This window comes from Sphingomonas arabinosi (assembly GCF_036663715.1).
Lineage (GTDB): Bacteria > Pseudomonadota > Alphaproteobacteria > Sphingomonadales > Sphingomonadaceae > Sphingomonas.
The window spans coordinates 429,750-445,957 of sequence record NZ_JAXOJN010000003.1 but is presented as its reverse complement, the minus strand read 5'-3'; the positions used below and the strand labels follow the sequence as shown (position 1 = coordinate 445,957).

The following is a 16,208-nucleotide window of genomic DNA, read 5'->3' as shown; positions in this document are numbered from 1 at the left end:
GAAGCTTGCCGTTATCGACTTCTGCCTGCGGGATGACAAATGACCGATCTCTACAGCTACCCAGACGAAAACGACAAAATCCTTCTTACGTTCATCCAGGATCAAGAACCCTATCAAGGCTATTGGGATGAAAGTGAACGAAAGGCACTTCACCGGCTGGGTAATGAGATCGGCGGTCTACTTGCTCCACGTGACACGGTTCGGGCGTTGGACGCAGGCTGCGGCGAAGGCAGGGCGCTGCCGTGGATTGCCGGGTTTGCCGAGCGAATAACTGCGCTCGACCCCGATCAAGGTCGTCTGGCGAAAGCTAGCGCGCGCGTCCTGCCGTCGCCGACGCATGCCCGCTTCGACAACGTGCCGATAAGCGATGTGGACGGCGGGCCATACCAGTTGATCGTCTGCAACCACGTCGTGCAGCACGTCTCTACGTCCCTTGTCCGTGAGATCCTGAAGACGTTCAGAAGGATAGCGGCACCGGAGACGTTTCTCATCATGTCCTACAGTCGGTCGCCCGTCGGCCAAGAGTCGTGCGGGATCGCTCAGATGGAGGACGGCGCTCATGCATTCGAGCCGATCGACCGGCAAGGATTCGATCGCTTCGCGGAAACGGGTGGGCGCCCCGGATATCTACCGGTCCGCCTGATAGACCCAGCGTCGTTCGCAGCCGACGCGTTGACCGCTGGATGGTCCACCGTTTGGAGTTGGACCTTCCATCTCATGGATCAACCCAGTGCTGCACTCGAACAGGACAGGGACGAGGTCGTCAACGCGAACCAAGCGTTGTGTCAGCGAAGCAATGGCGACATCTACGTCCTGATGCGGCCTGTTTGATGTCCCTATGGAAGCCGCCTGAGTATTGACGGTCCGAGTCGGCCTTGATCGGGGCAGGTGTTGGAAAAGCCCTGGCTGAACTGCACCGGGCGCCCGTTTAAGCGATCTGCCGGAGCTTGTCGGTAAGCTTGGCCTAGGATGCTCTCGGTTTATGCGCGGGTTCCGTCTGGATAATTGGGGGGCAGTCACGTCGATGGCGCTACGTCTGGGCACATTAGCTCTAATTACCCTGAGCTTACCAACGCGTCGTCTCGCGCCTATCTCCTGAACGCTTCAGACGCTAGCGACGCAACTCGCACTCAGCGGCAAAGTGGAGGGCGAACAATTGAGCGTGAACCCCGTCTGATCCCCAACTGGCGCGGCGACACTGTCGGCACATACGCCAGACGGCCAATGTCGACCTCAGATCGGCACCTATCCCCGAACACCTATCCCCCGAACAGGGCGCGGTGGGCAACAAACCCGAGAGGGGGGAGGGGCCGTCGAACAGACAAAATTGGGGGGGGCTTTCAAGAATTCCGGATGTGGAGCCTAGCATCAAGGGGACGCTGCCGGTTCGCCTAAAGATCGTGTCTCAAGTTTGTGACGCCGCGGATGGCGGTGTGACGAAAGTGCCGGCGGCTGCAGTCGGGATTGGTATCGAGCTCACCTTTGGAGGGGGGCGGCGGTTGTCAGTCCCCGTCCGGATCGGTGCGGCGACGATAAGCGCGATCGCACGACCATATCAATTACATAGGCACCGGTAGACAGTGCCATCTTGACGTGGAACGGTTGGGCATGCCCGACCGATTGCCGCCCCCCGAAAGCCACCGGATGGTCCTGAGTGATGGGCCGGCATACAGTCGGCCGAGCCATCGGACATGAGCTTCGGACTGGTTGGATCTACAGGCAGCATAAACTCCGCGACCAAGCGGGAGGTTTCGCGGCAGATGGGAATCAATGCGGTAGCCCGCCGCTCACGCTATCCGTCTGGCCACCGTGCGTTGCGCATGATCCTAAGCGGCCGCAGCTTCGGCGCGTTCCTCGCGCCGTACCTTGTAATCGATCTCGCCGTTCTCAACGTAGAGGGTTGGCTTGGGACGATGCGATCCGAGATTACGACCGTGTCCCCAAGCGCCACGCGCGTGATGAGGCAGATGATCGACACCGTGCCGAGCTGGCTGCTCGGGGCGCAGATCGGTCTGCTGAGCGTCATATCCCTGGCCTTGGCGCTGGTGACGTTGATCGCGCAACGGGACGACGCGACCACGGATGTCAAGGTCTACTACCACGAGTCGCTGTTCCTGGAGATCACCGCAAGTGGTCTTGCGCTTGCGGCGGTGCTTTGCGTCCAGTTCGTATGGCCCGCGCAAGCGGTCTTCCACGCACTTGGCGGCGTTCTGACCACACCGATCTTCAAGGCGGGGCTGCTAGCCGTCCATGTGGCCTGGATGCTGGTGAACATCGCCGCAACCGCGCACTTCATCGCCGTCACGTTCGGTTTCGTCCAGCGTGGCGCGAGGGAACGCATGAGGGAACGGTACACAGCAAACGTCGTCGTTCCTCGGGAGCTGACCCGGCGCGTCCGCCATCATCTTCACCTGACGGCCGGAATGACCACCGGTCAGAACGGTCGGCCCGGCATGACGTTCGGCTACGGAACAGGTATCGCCAGCGCCCCAGAGATCGAGAGCGACTTCACAGACGGAACATGCCTCCTCGATGTGAGGCTGGCGCTGGCCAAGTGGGTGCTGGCGCGTTGGACGGCGAGATGCTCGCAGACGGGGACGTCAAGCACCGCGACCACCCTGGGTAGTGGTCCGCGGCTCTGGTTCGTCCTTCGGCTCGACGAACCGGTGCGAGGGCCTACGGTATGGTGTCGGCGAAGCGGCGGCGTGCCGTTGACCAGAGGCGAGAAGCTGGTGCTAAAGTGGGCATTCCACTTCGGGGAACGTCGAATGGATGACGACCTTCCCTCGTCCGACCAGATCATCGAAGAGCTTGCCGAGCGGGCGGCAATCCAGATCGAGCGACGCGCGCCCGTCGCGTTCGACGGCGCGCTAGGCGAACTGATTCGCTACAATCGGTTCCTCATCGACATCTACGCGGCAACGAATGACGATGCCCGACCCTTCAGCTACTCGGAGGTCGCTGGCTCGGAATGGCATCCGCCGTACCGCGACTGGCTACGCCAGTACCGCCGCCTATTCAATCTCGCCGTCGACCGTCTGCCCGATAACGGAAGCTTCCTGGAAAAGCTCGCTTACGTTCCCAGGCGTCTCATGGGGGGAAATGCGGATGTTCCGCTGTCGACTGCGCTGATCGAGGGCATTCTGGACCTCGGCCCGTCGCTGGTTCACGCGGTGGAGTCCTGGATCACGCGACGATCGCTCGCGACGACGTCGGGCGCGGCGGAGGATGCCCACGGCACGCTTGCCGGATCGGATGCCAAGGCGCTGGCCGATGCGATGCCGAATGTCGTCGGGGCATGGGAGTCCCTGATCGAAATGACGTCGCACGCGTTCTCGTGGCAGCCCAGCGTTCCCCTGCAAGCCGGGGAACAGTGGAACCGCTACGCCTCGTCCTGGCCATTCATGCGACAGCACCTCGCCGACACGGCGTACTCTTTAGCGACAGCGGTCTGGAACGGCGATGCCGTTGGGGCTCGTCTGTTCCGCGAAGCCCTCGTCAGATGGCCCGGATCGGGCATGCTCCATGTTCGGGACGACGGATACCACTCGCATCCTTGGCTGATGCTGCCGGATAGCATGGCGAAGCCGTGGTCAGAGGTGGAGTCGCGGGTGGCTCAACTCGATCAAGGCTTTTCGCACGACGCGTCGCCGGACAGTGTCTTCAACGAACTGGTGGCCGGCGTCCGTGGCGACGTGATCCTCATGACCGCATCCATGCTGACGCTCTGGGGTGCGGGCGGCGGACGGTCCGCTACGCTTGCCTCTGCCATGGCCGGCGAACTGCTCGCGGGTATCGGCGCAGACGAGCTGGGCACCCGGCGGGCGGCGTTCGACATGCGGACGGCAATGATCGGAATGGTACGTCTTCAACTAGCCGGCGAGCGGTTTGAGAGTGGGACCCACGGAGCATGGCTCGATCGTGCGCTGCAACACATGGATCGGATGCGCGAGGGAAAGGTGGTGCCTGGAAGGATCTTCTCACCAACCACCATGAGCGATCGGGATGATCTCCTCGTAGGCGACGCAGCCATGTTGACGGCTCTTGCAATCGGTGCCGAAGGAACCGCTGCTGCCGAGATCGCCGCCTTGGCTGCCGAGGAGCATCTACCGCCGGACGGGGACGCGTCCTTGCGCGCGGTCCTGGACCAGTTCCGACGCATCCGCAAAGTCGTCGGGAGCGGGGATCCAAGGTTTGGAGACGCTGTCGCGAACTTGGCGCCCGAAATACGATCGGCGGACGCCGCCGGAGCCCTAACGAGGGAGTTAGATGTTTGCGTACTGGCCATCGAGAAGGCGAGGGCATCGCGTCTCAGGTCGAAAGCCGTCGATCCCGCCGCCCTGAATGACCTTCGGGTCGCGATCGAGGCCGATCTCACCAAGTCGCCGGCGAGCGTCGCCTTCTTCGTGGACGTGGAGTGTTACGCGGCGGGTGACGGCGGTGAGCAGCGGACATTGCAGTTCGGGGAGATCCCAAAGGCACGCCTCGTCCGTCCAGAGATGGAGCCGCCGATCAGCAATTGGCGCGAGACCGTCAGCACTGCTGTTCGCACGGAGGCCGGGCGTGTGGCCTTCCGCAGCTTCGTCGGGCGGGTGCGCGAGCGCATCGAGGTCGACAGTCTCCTCCAGACACGCTCATTCTGGCAAAGTATCGCTCCGCTGATCGCTCGGGTTGGGCCGCAGCCGGTTCTCGTTGTGAACATCGAGGATGCTCAGAGGGGGCTCCAGGCGTATGGCTCGAGACATGTTGTTGGACCGCCGGAGGTCATAGTCGTGGGCGGTCGCAGGCCCCGAGAGCGGGGCCGGTTCATCGGCGTCGTCGAGGGGGTTGAAGTGTTCGCGACCGACGTGCCGGCCGGCGTGGCTTGGCTCTTCTCGGCCACGCAATTGCGCAGCATGGGATTTGGGGCCGCGGCCGGGCATCGCGTCGATCTGACCTGGGAGCCGGAGGATGACGACCCCCTCTCGGGACCTTTGACGGTGAATTTCCGGCAGATTCTGGTTTGGAGCGACCATCCCGTCTTCGAGATCCGGGGACCGGAAGCGCAGGATACTGCGCCAGACTGAGGTAGGCATTTTGACTCGTGCTTTCGCGTGCCAACCAAGGATCGTCCGCCGTCAATTACCTTTGTCGCGGAGACCTGGCGGCGGAACGGGCTCGGAGCCGCGCCCACCAGTCATTTGGTCGGGCTGGCAAGGCCAAGCATGGGAGCCTTGACCGTCGATAAACGTGAGATTTCGGTGCGGTAAAACCGCGGTAAAAAGCCCAAATTCAGCCTGATGTTTTCCGTTTGTTCTGGACTAGCTATCTGTGAAAAACGGCGCAAATCACGGGTTTTCGCTCCACAGCCTAGTGTTGACATCGCAGGGGTCGCAAGTTCAATCCTTGCCACGCCCACCATTGAAAACCCCGCTAGTCCCATGGGCTAGCGGGGTTTTTATTTGCCCGGAGCATAAGCGGGGTTGCCCGGGGAGCCTGCGGGTTAGGCCCTCACTGTACCGGAGCGAACGAGAATAGCTGGGTCTGGATCGAGGCCGGTGCACCCGGCTTGAACCAGTTGGTGTCCTGGATGTGGCTGGCGGTCACGTAGATGCGGCCGTCGGGACCTTCCGAGAAGGTGTCGGGCCAGCGCAGTCGGGCGTCGGTCAGCACCGGCTCGACATGATCGCCGACCAGCCGGGTGATGCCGTTGTTCGTCGGCGAGGTCAGGTACAGCGTGCCCGCCTTGCTCATCCACAGGCCGTCGGCGACGTGCGTTTCCGCGACCGTCTTTACGCCCGCCGCACGCGTCGCCTCGCTGACGCCTTCGCGCAGCAGGGTGGTGTCGATCGAGTAGAGCGTCTTGCCGGTGAGCGCCTGGTAATACAGCGTCTTGCCGTCGTTGGAGATCGCAATGCCGTCCGCGGCGAACGCGGGCTGACGACCATCGGGACGGACGAGCGGCTTGCCGTCGGTCATCACCTTCACGGCCTTGTCGACTTGCGTCGAGCCGTGGCCGTCGAGCGCGCGGAAGCCCTTGCCGGTTTCGAGATCGATGACGATGATTGCGCCGCGTGTCCCGGAATCGGTGATGTAGCCGGTCTTGCCGTCGGGCGAGAAGCGGATGTCGTTGAGGTAGGTGCCCTGCAACGCGACGTCGAGCGGCACCTTGATGACCTTGGTCACGCGGTTGGTGGCGAGGTCGACCTTGACCAGCTTGGGCGCGCCTTCGAGGATATTCTGGTTACCGGGGGCGCCGGGATCGAGCACCCAGAGGTTGCCGTGGCCGTCGGGGACAATCGACTGGACGCAGACGAAGTAATCGCCGACCGGCATTTCCGCGGAGTTGGCGTTGCGCCAGCTGTTCCACTTGGCGTCTGGATAGGGTTTGAGCGAGCCGTCCTTCATCACTTCGGCGACCGAGATCGGCGCGTCGTCGGTCCAGCGCGGGAAATTGACGAAGCGGCGACCATCGGCCGTCACGGCGACGCCGGTCACCTGGTGATCGAACTGCGCGACCTGGGTGAGTGGACGGCCGCTGGTCTGCGCCGCAGTCTGCGCGCTGGCGACACCGATCGCCGCGGCGGCGACGACCGCGATCGCGGCAGCGCCGGCGAGTAAGGGCTTGGTCTTGGAAATGATAAGGCTCCGGTCGGTGGTGTCGGACAGGTCGGCGGGATTGCCGGTGAATAGCTGGATGAGATGGCGCGCGACCGCGTCGGGGGCTTCGCGCTGGATGAAATGGCCGACGCCGTCGAGCGTGACGAACGCGAACGGACCGGTGAACTTGGCGGATACCGCCGTGCTTGCCGATAGCGGGTTCACGCCGTCGACCGCGCCCTGGAAATACATCGTCGGTAGTGAGAGCGTTTTGGTCGCCTTCACCTTGTTTTCGAGCCACTGGCTGCGCGGATCGGGTTCGGCCTCGTTCCAGCGCGCGCGGTAGCTGTGCAGCGTGACGTCGGCCCAATCGGGGTTCTCGAACGAGCGTGCGACACGGGCGAAGGTCGCTTCGTCGAACCAGCCGGGGGGCGACCAATTGACCCAGTGGATGTGCGCGAAGCCCTTGTGGTCGTCGCGCACGGCCTGCGCACCGCGCGCGGTGGCCATGAACCAGTGATACCATTGGCGCTGTGCCTGGTCGAACGGCGGCGTCGGCATGCCGCCGATACGGGGCGGGGTCGCGAGCATCGCCATCCGCTCGACCCGGTCGGACCAGCCAACCGCGAGCGCCTCCGCGGTGTTCGAGCCCCAGTCGTGCCCGGCGATCATGAACGTCTCGATCCCGAGCCCGTCCATCAGCGCGATCATGTCCATCGCCAGGATCGCGCTGTTGCCGGTGCGCGGCGCGTCGCCCACGAACCGCGTTTCGCCAAAGCCGCGCAAGGTCGGGACGATCGTCCGTAATCCGGCGGCGTTCAGCGCGGGAGCGACCTCGTCCCAGGTCGACGCGTCGTCTGGCCAGCCATGGATCAGCAGTACCGGCTGGCCATCGCGCGGCCCGGTATCGGCGTAGGCGAGTTCGAGATCGTCGGTTTTCTGGATCGGCATGATGGTCCTCGTCGGATCGCGGCGTCGGACGCGCAGTGGACGGGCCGACACGAACTGTCCTGCTGTCGAAACAGTCTCGGGAGGCTGCTGTTCCGGCGGCTAAGCCAGTGATCCGCAACGACGTTCAGGCGATAGGATTGATAAGCCGAAACCGAATCTGCACGACCACGCGGTGTTCGGGTAGGTCACGGCGTTGGGTGCGAAGCTTGCACTGGGCGCTGAATGGAGCGCCATTTATCCGTGACGGTGTACCTGCGTGGCACACCGTCACGTAGTCAATCAGCCCGCCGCGTCGACCTGTGGCAGGTAGGCGGCGTACCCGTTGGCCTCCATGTCGGCGCGGGGGACGAACCGCAGCGACGCGGAGTTGATGCAATAGCGCAGGCCGCCCTTGTCCTGGGGGCCGTCCTCGAACACGTGGCCGAGATGGCTGTCGGCGCCCGCCGAACGAATCTCGGTGCGGACCATGCCGTGGCTGCGATCGTGGAGCTCGGCGACATGCTCGGGCATGATCGGCTTGGTGAAGCTTGGCCAGCCGCAATGCGAATCGAACTTGTCGGCGGACGCGAACAGCGGCTCGCCCGAGACGATGTCGACGTACAGACCGGGCTCGCGCGTGTTGAGATATTCGCCGGTGCCCGGCCGCTCGGTGCCACTCTGCTGCGTGACGTGGAACTGCTCGGGGGTGAGCTTGGCGATCGCCTCGTCGGTTTTTTTGTAGTGGGTCATGTTGATCCTCTCGCGCTCGGGAGAGCGCCGGTTGGCCGTGCGAAGCGGGCGGGCCGCCGTCGACCGGCAGGTTGACCCCGGTTATATAGTGCGCGTCGGCGCCAGCCAAAACGCGGTGGCGGCGGCGATGTCCTCGGGCGGTGCGTGGCGTGTCCTTGGCGGACCCCACGGGCACGGCGCGCGTTAAGGCGCTCGAACCTGTTTTCGGAGATCATCATGCTCGCATCCTTCCTGATGGGCCTCGTCGGAGGCCAGCGTGCAATGACGCCGCTCGCCGCCGTCGCCATCGCCGCCGCTCGCGACGAACTGCCCATCGACAACGGTGCGCCCAAGCTGCTGTCGCATCCCGTAGTCGCAGCGGGCGCGCTGGCGCTCGCGATCGGCGAGATGGCGGGGGACAAGCAGAAGACGGCGCCCGACCGGATCGTCGCGATCGGTCTTGCCGCGCGGTTCGTCACCTCTGCGATCGCGGGCGCGTCACTCGTCCCGCGGCGGCAGCGGTGGTTGGGTGCGGCGGTCGGCGGACTGACTGCGGTGGCGGCATCCTATCCCGGGTGGCGTGCGCGGATGGCGGCAATGTCGAAATACGGCCAGACACCGACCGGGTTCGTCGAGGATGCGGCGGTTCTCGCGGGCGCGGCGGCAATTGCGCGAAACGCCGCGAAACTTGGGGCTGCCTGACGTCGGAGGCGTATTCCGGGCGAGCGGAAAAGCTGCCATGCCGCGGCGATGATCCGTATCTCAATCTCTACGCTCGCCTTCGTGTTGATTTCGTCTGGTAGCGCGGTCGCGCAGACGACCGCGACGCCTGCCGACCAATCGGCTGACATCGTCGTTACCGGGCGCGGGCTTGCCGATGCGCCCGGTGATCGCGCGTACGACATCGTCACGATCGACCGCGATCGGATCCAGGCGAACGCAAGCAACCGGCTGGAGAGCGTGCTGGCCGACGTCGCGGGGCTCCAGCAATTCCGCCGGTCGGATTCGCGCAGTGCCAACCCGACCAGCCAGGGGATTTCGTTGCGCGGGATCGGCGGCAATGCGTCGAGCCGGGCGTTGTTGATCTTCGACGGCGTACCGCAGGCGGATCCGTTCGGAGGGTGGGTCGCGTTCCCGGCGTATGCGACGGGGCGGCTCGGGCGTATCCGTGTGACGCGTGGCGGCGGGAGCGGGTATCAGGGGCCGGGGGCTCTGGCCGGGACTGTCGAGCTGGAGAGTGCGACGCCGGATCAGGCGGCACCGTTCCAGGGCAGCGTTGCGTATGGCAGCCGCGATTCGGTCGATGCGCAGGGTTCTGCGGCGCTGGTGCGGGGATCGGGGTTTGCGACCTTGTCCGGAGCTTACGCGCGCGGTGATGGCTTCACCCCGACGGTCGAGGAGAGCCGCGGGATCGTCGATCGTCCGGCGCCATATGAGCAGGCGTCGGGGGCGCTGCGGACCGTGGTCGGGATCGACGCGAAGACCGAATTGCAGATGAATGCGAGCGCGTTCACCGATCGCCGCGACCGGGGGAGCGACTTCACCGACAACAAGAGCGAGGGGGCGGATGCGAGCGTCCGGCTGATCGGGCGCGGGCGCTGGGGGTATTCAGCGCTGGCGTATCTGCAGACGCGGGCGTTTGCGAGCAGCTTCAACAGCATCAATGCCGCGCGAACGACCGCGATCCAGTCACTCGACCAATATAATACGCCGGCGACCGGGCTCGGCGGGCGGATCGAGGTCCTGCCGCCGCTGGGCGAGAGCATTACGCTTCGGCTCGGAGCGGATGTTCGCGATGTCAGCGGCAAGACGCAGGAGCTTTATACCTTTGTCAACGCGGCGCCGACGCGGCGGCGCGAGGCTGGGGGGAGCACGACGACGACGGGCGTGTTCGCGGATGGAAGCCTGGTGGCGGGCGACTTCACGTTCAGCCTTGGCGGACGGGTCGATTGGTGGTCGATCGATGGCGGCTATCTGTCCGAACGGCCGCTCGTGGGCGGCGCCGCGTTGACCGACCTTCGGTATGCCGATCGCGACGGTAGCGAGACCACCGGGCGGGCGGGCGTGGCGTACCAGCCGGTCGAGGCGATTACGCTACGGGTTGCCGGGTATCGCGGGTGGCGGTTGCCGACGCTCAATGAGCTGTATCGGCCGTTCCGGGTCGGCAACGATGCGACCGCAGCGAATGCGCTCCTGTCGCCGGAGCGGCTGGCCGGCGTCGAGGGCGGGGTGACGCTGACGCCTGCGCCGGGGGTGAGCATCGCCGCGACGTATTTCTACAACCGGTTGAAGGATGCCGTGGCGAACGTCACGACGACCAATCCGGTACAGGTGTTGCCGGGGGTAGCAACCTACCGCGTTCGCCAGAACCTCGACGCGATCCGCGCGCATGGGTTCGAGCTGGATGCGTCATATCGGCCCGGTCCGGTCGGCGTGCAGGCGTCGTGGTCGCATACGAACTCGACGGTCGAAGGGTCCGGGATCACCGCTGCGTTGAATGGCTTGCGACCGGCGCAGACGCCGCGCGATCAGGTGTCGGGAACGGTCGACTGGCGGCGCGATGCGGCGGCGGTATCGCTGACCGTGCGGCATATCGCGCGCCAGTTCGACGACGACCAGAATACGCGGGTGCTCGATCCTGCGACCACGCTGGATGCGTATGCGGCTTTGCCGATCATGCGGTCGCTGGTTGCGGAGTTCCGGGCGGAGAATTTCCTGAACGAGCGCGTCGAGGCTGGCATCAGCGGCGCGAACATCGTCGAGCGCGCGACGCCGCGGACGATCTGGGTGGGGTTGCGCTACGGGGGGCGCTGATACTTTCCCGTGGGGGAGGACGATGTGGGCAGGCACAGGTGTCAGGTAAGACCCACCACCCCGGCGAAGGCCGGGGCCCAATTGGAAAGGTGGCAATAACGAGCCACGGCGCTCCGTTATCGACGTCCCCCAATCGGGCCCCGGCCTTCGCCGGGGTGGTGCGATGGACCGTGAACCTGCTGACCCAGCGCTACCCGCCCTCAGGCGGGGGAGGATGAGTAGGCTCCGCGTTGACCCGTGCATACGCTGCGACTAATGCCACCACCGTGAAGGGTTCCCGGCGACGGGATCAAAAGGGAAGTCGGTGCGCGGATATGTCCGCAAGACCGGCGCTGTACCCGCAACTGTGACCGGATAGCGGCCACCCCGATATGCCACTGGGTTTCGACCTGGGAAGGCGGGGTGGGCGCGGTGACCCGGAAGCCAGGAGACCTGCCTCTCACAGTCGATCCACTGCGCGGGCGGGTGTCCGGCGCGGACGAGTGCTCCGGTCCAGCCGGGTTTCCTCGAGCGAGAGACGTCTGCCGCTCCCGCGAATGGTCGCGGGCGGTTCTGCCAGGACGTGCCCCATGACGAAATTCTTCCTTCTGCTGAGCGCCGCGACGATCGCCGCGCCTGCTCATTCCCAGACCATTTCCGATAGCGACGCCCCCGAAGTCATCGTCACCGCGACCCGCGCCGCGCAACCGCTGAGCGAGATCGGCCAGGCGGTAACCGTCATCGACCGCGCCGAAATCGAGCGCCGGCAGACGACCGTCGTATCCGACCTGCTCGCGACCACGCCCGGCGTCACCGTTACGCGCAACGGCACTGTCGGCGCGCTGACCAGCGTCCGCATCCGCGGCGCCGAGGCGGACCAGACCTTGGTCGTGATCGATGGCGTCCGCGTCAACGATCCCTCGTCGACCGGCGGTGGCTTCAACTTCGGCAACCTGCTGTCCAGCTCGGTCGAGCGGATCGAGGTGTTGCGCGGCCCGAACTCGGTGCCGTGGGGTAGCCAGGCGATCGGCGGCGTCGTCAACATCATCACCGCCGCGCCGACCGAAGGCGTGCAGGCCCGCGCCAACGCCGAATACGGCTATGCCGACAGCGTGTTCGCGAGCGCGGGCGTGTCGGGCAAGACCGGGCCGGTATCGGGATCGCTGACCGGCGGGTATTTGAAGACCGATGGTATCTCGTCGGCGGCCAGCGGCACCGAGCGCGACGGCTATCGCCAATATGGCGCGACCGGGCGCGTGGGCATCGAGTTCGCGCCGGGCATCGGCCTCGACCTGCGTGGCTATTTCGCCGACAGCCGCGTCGAGATCGATGGCTTCCCGGCACCCGATTACGTGTTCGCCGACACCCCCGAATATTCGAAAACGCGCGAGGCGTACGGTTATGCTGGGCTGCACGCGAACCTCGCCGATGGTCGGTTCAACAACCGCGTGGCGTTCACGATCGCCGATATCAATCGCGATAATTACGACCCGAGCTTTGGCAACGATCCGTCGTTCATCGGTCGCGGCCGCAGCGAACGCTATGAATATCAAGGCGATTTCCGTCCGCTCGATCAAGTCCGCATCGTCGCTGGCGTCGAGCGCGAAGACAGCCGTTTCAACGACGGCTTCACCTTCGCGGATACCGGGATCACCAGCGTGTATGGCCAGCTGATCGTCAAGCCGCTCGACATCCTCACGATTACCGGCGGCGTCCGCAACGACGATCACGACGATTTCGGCAGCCACACGACGTTCGGCGCGAACGCCGCGCTGGCATTGCGCACCGGCATCACCGTTCGGGCAAGCTACGGCGAAGGCTTCAAGGCACCGACCTTGTACCAGCTCTTCTCCGACTACGGAAACCGCGACCTCGATCCGGAGACCGCGCGCAACTTCGACGTCGGCATCGAGCAAGCCTTCCTCGGCAACCGGGCCCGCGTCGGAGTAACGTATTTCAATCGCCGCACGCGCAACCAGATCGACTTCCGGGATTGCAGCCCGACCGAGCTGACGACGCCCGGTTCGATCTGCGCCAACCGTCCGTTCGGCGTCTACGACAACGTCGCCCGTGCTGAAGCGGATGGCGTCGAATTCACGCTCGCGCTGCGTCCGGTCGATGCGCTGACGCTGACCGCGAACTACAGCTATATCGACACCGAGAACCGCTCGGTCGGCGACGATTTCGGCAACGACCTCGCGCGCCGTCCCAAGCAGACCGCGAGTGTCGACGCCAATTATAGGTTCGCGTTCGGGCTGTCGGTCGGTGGCACCGTGACGATGGTCGGCGACAGCTTCGATGACGTCGGCAACACCGCGCGCCTCGACGGCTATGCGCTGGCCGGCGTGCGTGCGGAACTGCCTATCGGCGAGCGGTTCGCGGTCTATGGCCGCGTCGATAACCTGACCGACACGCGGTACGAGACGATCGCGGGCTACGGCAATTACGGCCGCGCGGCCTATGGCGGCGTGCGGTTGCGCTTGAAGTGAGGCACGGGGCGATCCTACTTGCGCTCCTGCTCGGGGGCTGTGCACAGTCCCCAGTATCGGGCGGCGGCGGGGGGATCGTCTCGACCAATCCGTGCGTGGACGCGGTGCTGATCCGTATCCTGCCGCCCGCGCGGATTGCCGCGATCAGCCATTATTCGCAGGACCCCTCCGCGACCTCGATCCCGATCGCGGTCGCGCGGCGGTTTCGCGGGATCGCCGGGACCGCGGAGGAAGTGATCGCGCTGCACCCCGATCTGGTCATTGCCAGCACCTATACGCCGCCCGCGACCCAGGCGGCGTATGCGCGGGCCGGTCTGAAGACGCTCTTGGTCGGCATCCCGGACTCGATCGCCGAGAGCCAGGCGCAGGTCACGCAGATCGCCGAGGCCGCCGGAGCGCCGATGGGCGGCGCGCGGATCAATGCCGAGATCGATCGTGCAGTGACGCGCTGGAGCCGCACGACTGGACCCTCGCCGAGCGCTTTGCTCTATATCAGCGGCGATCTGGCGACCGGAGGGAGCACGTTGCTGAACGAGATGATGACCCGCGTCGGCTTCCGTAATGCCGCCGCGAGCTATGGCCTGACGCATACCGGCACGCTGTCCGCCGAGACGATCGTGACTCAGCCACCCGCCATCGTGATCGCCCCGGAACGCGTCGGCCGCGGTACCGCGCTGCGCCGCCGTCTGCTGCCGCGCACGCCGCAAGCGGTTTTTCCGCGCGTGCTGATTAATTGCGGCGGGCCTACGATCCCGCATGCTCTCGAGCGCCTCGCCGCGATAAGGGCGGGGCTGTGATACCTCACATACACCACCCCGGCGGAGGCCGGGGCCCAATTGGAATGGCGGACATAAAGGAGTGCTGCGCGCCGTCACGATCGTCCTCCAATTGGGCCCCGGCCTTCGCCGGGGTGGCGGCGGTATTCGGTATGCTTGCGGTGGACCTGTGATGACCCGCACGGTCAAACTCATCGCCCTCGGCCTGCTGGTCGTCCTCCTGTTCGCCCTCTCGCTCGGCTGCGGGAAAGTCTGGGTACCGCTCGACGCCTGGTTCTCGAGCGACCCGCGCTGGTGGATCATCCTCGAATTGCGCCTGCCGCGTGCAGTGCTGGGGCTTGCGCTCGGCGCCACGCTCGGCCTTTCGGGAGCGGTGTTGCAGGGCTATCTCCGCAACCCGCTCGCCGATCCCGCAGTTGTCGGCGTGTCATCGGTCGCAGCGCTAGCAGCGGTCGCGGCGATCGTCTTCGGGTTGGGCTCCGGCCCCGCGATCTTCGCAGCCGCGATGCTGGGTGCAGGCGGCGCGGTCGCGTTGCTCGCCGCGCTGACATGGCGGTCGCCGAGCGCGATCACCTTCATCCTCGCGGGCACGGTGCTGTCGAGTCTCGCCGGCGCGATGACCGCGTTCCTGATCTCGATCGCGCCGAACCCCTATGCGGTCGCGGAGGTGATCGACTGGATCATGGGCGCGCTGACCGATCGTGGCTGGGACGACGTGACGCTCGCGCTGCCGCCGATGGTGGTCGGCGCGGTGTTGCTGTTGCTCACCGGTCGATCGCTCGATGCGCTGGCGCTGGGTGAGGCCGCTGCGCGGTCGCTCGGCATACGGATGGGGCGCGTCCGGTTGTTGGTGGTGCTGGGCACAGGGCTCGTCGTCGGTGCCGGGGTCGCGGTGACCGGCGTGATCGGCTTCGTCGGTCTCGTCGTCCCGCATCTGCTGCGACCGATCTTCGGCCACCGCCCGAGCGCGTTGTTGTTGCCCTCCGCACTCGGTGGAGCGGCGCTGGTGCTGGCGGCGGACAGCCTGGTCCGGCTCGCGCCCGGTGCAGGCGAAGTCCGGCTCGGTGTCGCGATGGCGATGATCGGCGCGCCGTTCTTCCTCGGGTTGCTGGTCAGGGAACGAGGTCGCGCATGGATCTGATCATCGACGCGCTGAGCGTGAAGCTCGGCAAGCGGACCGTCCTCAGCGACGTGTCCGCGCATCTCCGCCCGGGCCGCGTCACCGCGATCCTCGGCCCCAACGGCGCCGGCAAGAGCACGCTCGTCAAGGCCGCCGCCGCGCTCGTCGACCGCAGCACCGGCAGCGTCCGGCTCGACACGCAGGACCTGGCGACGATGGATCCGCGCGCGCGCGCGCGCGCGATCGGTTATCTACCGCAGGACGCGACGGTCCACTGGAACATAGTCGCCGGCGATGTCGTCGCGCTGGGCCGCCTGCCGCACCTCGGCGCACATGCCGCCCCGTCGCCCGAAGACCGCGCCGCGGTCGACCGCGCGATGCACGATACCGAGACGACCCATCTCGCCGATCGCCCGGTCGGCGAACTCTCCGGTGGCGAACGTGCGCGTGTTCTGCTGGCTCGCGTGCTGGCGGGCGAACCGCGCTGGTTGCTCGCGGACGAACCGCTGGCCAGCCTCGACCCGTCGCACCAGATCGACCTGCTCGCCAGGTTGCGCGGCTATGCGCTGGGTGGAGCAGGGGTCGCGATCGTGTTGCACGACCTCGTCCAGGCACAGCGCGCGGCCGACGATGCGCTGCTGATCGCCGAGGGCCGGGTCGTAGCGTTCGGCCCGGTCGCCGAGGTGATGACCGCGGACATGATCGCTCGCGTGTTCGACGTCCGCGTCGCGCCCCTCGACGATGGCGATCGCCGCCTGCTCGTGCCAGTCGGACGCATCTACGCGGCATAGA

Annotated in this window: 10 protein-coding genes and 1 riboswitch; of the genes, 8 read left to right on the top strand and 2 right to left on the bottom strand. The window is 65.8% G+C overall.

Annotated elements, in window-relative coordinates:
* The first annotated feature begins 39 nt into the window (after positions 1 to 39).
* Positions 40 to 831, top strand: coding sequence for a class I SAM-dependent methyltransferase (locus tag U1708_RS07640; RefSeq protein WP_332744321.1), 792 nt, complete (start codon positions 40 to 42; stop codon positions 829 to 831).
* 1,136 nt (positions 832 to 1,967) lie between these two features.
* Positions 1,968 to 5,066 carry a hypothetical protein gene (locus U1708_RS07635; RefSeq protein WP_332744319.1) on the top strand — a complete coding sequence of 1,033 codons (3,099 nt, stop codon included), beginning with the start codon at positions 1,968 to 1,970 and terminating at the stop codon, positions 5,064 to 5,066.
* 424 nt (positions 5,067 to 5,490) lie between these two features.
* Here U1708_RS07635 and U1708_RS07630 read toward each other — a convergent pair whose 3' ends face one another.
* Together U1708_RS07630 and msrB are read right to left on the bottom strand one after the other, a co-directional pair.
* A complete protein-coding gene (locus tag U1708_RS07630; protein WP_332744318.1) occupies positions 5,491 to 7,530 on the bottom strand; it encodes an L-dopachrome tautomerase-related protein in 2,040 nt (679 codons plus the stop codon).
* Positions 7,531 to 7,809: 279 nt separating this feature from the next.
* Positions 7,810 to 8,259 carry a peptide-methionine (R)-S-oxide reductase MsrB gene (msrB, locus tag U1708_RS07625; RefSeq protein WP_332744315.1) on the bottom strand — a complete coding sequence of 150 codons (450 nt, stop codon included), beginning with the start codon at positions 8,257 to 8,259 and terminating at the stop codon, positions 7,810 to 7,812.
* 216 nt (positions 8,260 to 8,475) lie between these two features.
* On the opposite strand from msrB, the gene U1708_RS07620 reads away from it, so the two are divergent.
* The 6 genes from U1708_RS07620 (at position 8,476) to U1708_RS07595 (ending at position 16,207) form a co-directional block, all read left to right on the top strand.
* On the top strand, positions 8,476 to 8,940 hold the full coding sequence (locus tag U1708_RS07620; protein ID WP_332744313.1) for a DUF4126 family protein: 465 nt from the start codon (positions 8,476 to 8,478) through the stop codon (positions 8,938 to 8,940).
* Between the two features lie 48 nt (positions 8,941 to 8,988).
* Complete coding sequence (locus U1708_RS07615; RefSeq protein WP_332744311.1) at positions 8,989 to 11,052, top strand: TonB-dependent receptor; 2,064 nt, start codon at positions 8,989 to 8,991, stop codon at positions 11,050 to 11,052.
* Positions 11,053 to 11,306: 254 nt separating this feature from the next.
* Positions 11,307 to 11,506: riboswitch (cobalamin riboswitch) on the top strand.
* Positions 11,507 to 11,621: 115 nt separating this feature from the next.
* The gene (locus U1708_RS07610; protein ID WP_332744309.1) at positions 11,622 to 13,520 is read left to right on the top strand and encodes a TonB-dependent receptor plug domain-containing protein; all 1,899 of its coding nucleotides are present in this window, start codon (positions 11,622 to 11,624) and stop codon (positions 13,518 to 13,520) included.
* A complete protein-coding gene (locus U1708_RS07605) occupies positions 13,517 to 14,317 on the top strand; it encodes an ABC transporter substrate-binding protein (RefSeq protein WP_332744307.1) in 801 nt (266 codons plus the stop codon). Before U1708_RS07610 ends, U1708_RS07605 begins: the two co-directional genes overlap by 4 nt.
* 151 nt (positions 14,318 to 14,468) lie before the next feature.
* Entirely contained in the window at positions 14,469 to 15,437 is a 969-nt protein-coding gene (locus U1708_RS07600) for a FecCD family ABC transporter permease (RefSeq protein ID WP_332744305.1), read from the top strand.
* Positions 15,428 to 16,207 carry an ABC transporter ATP-binding protein gene (locus U1708_RS07595; protein WP_332744303.1) on the top strand — a complete coding sequence of 260 codons (780 nt, stop codon included), beginning with the start codon at positions 15,428 to 15,430 and terminating at the stop codon, positions 16,205 to 16,207. The genes U1708_RS07600 and U1708_RS07595 overlap by 10 nt, the downstream gene beginning before the upstream one ends.
* Position 16,208: the final 1 nt, after the last annotated feature.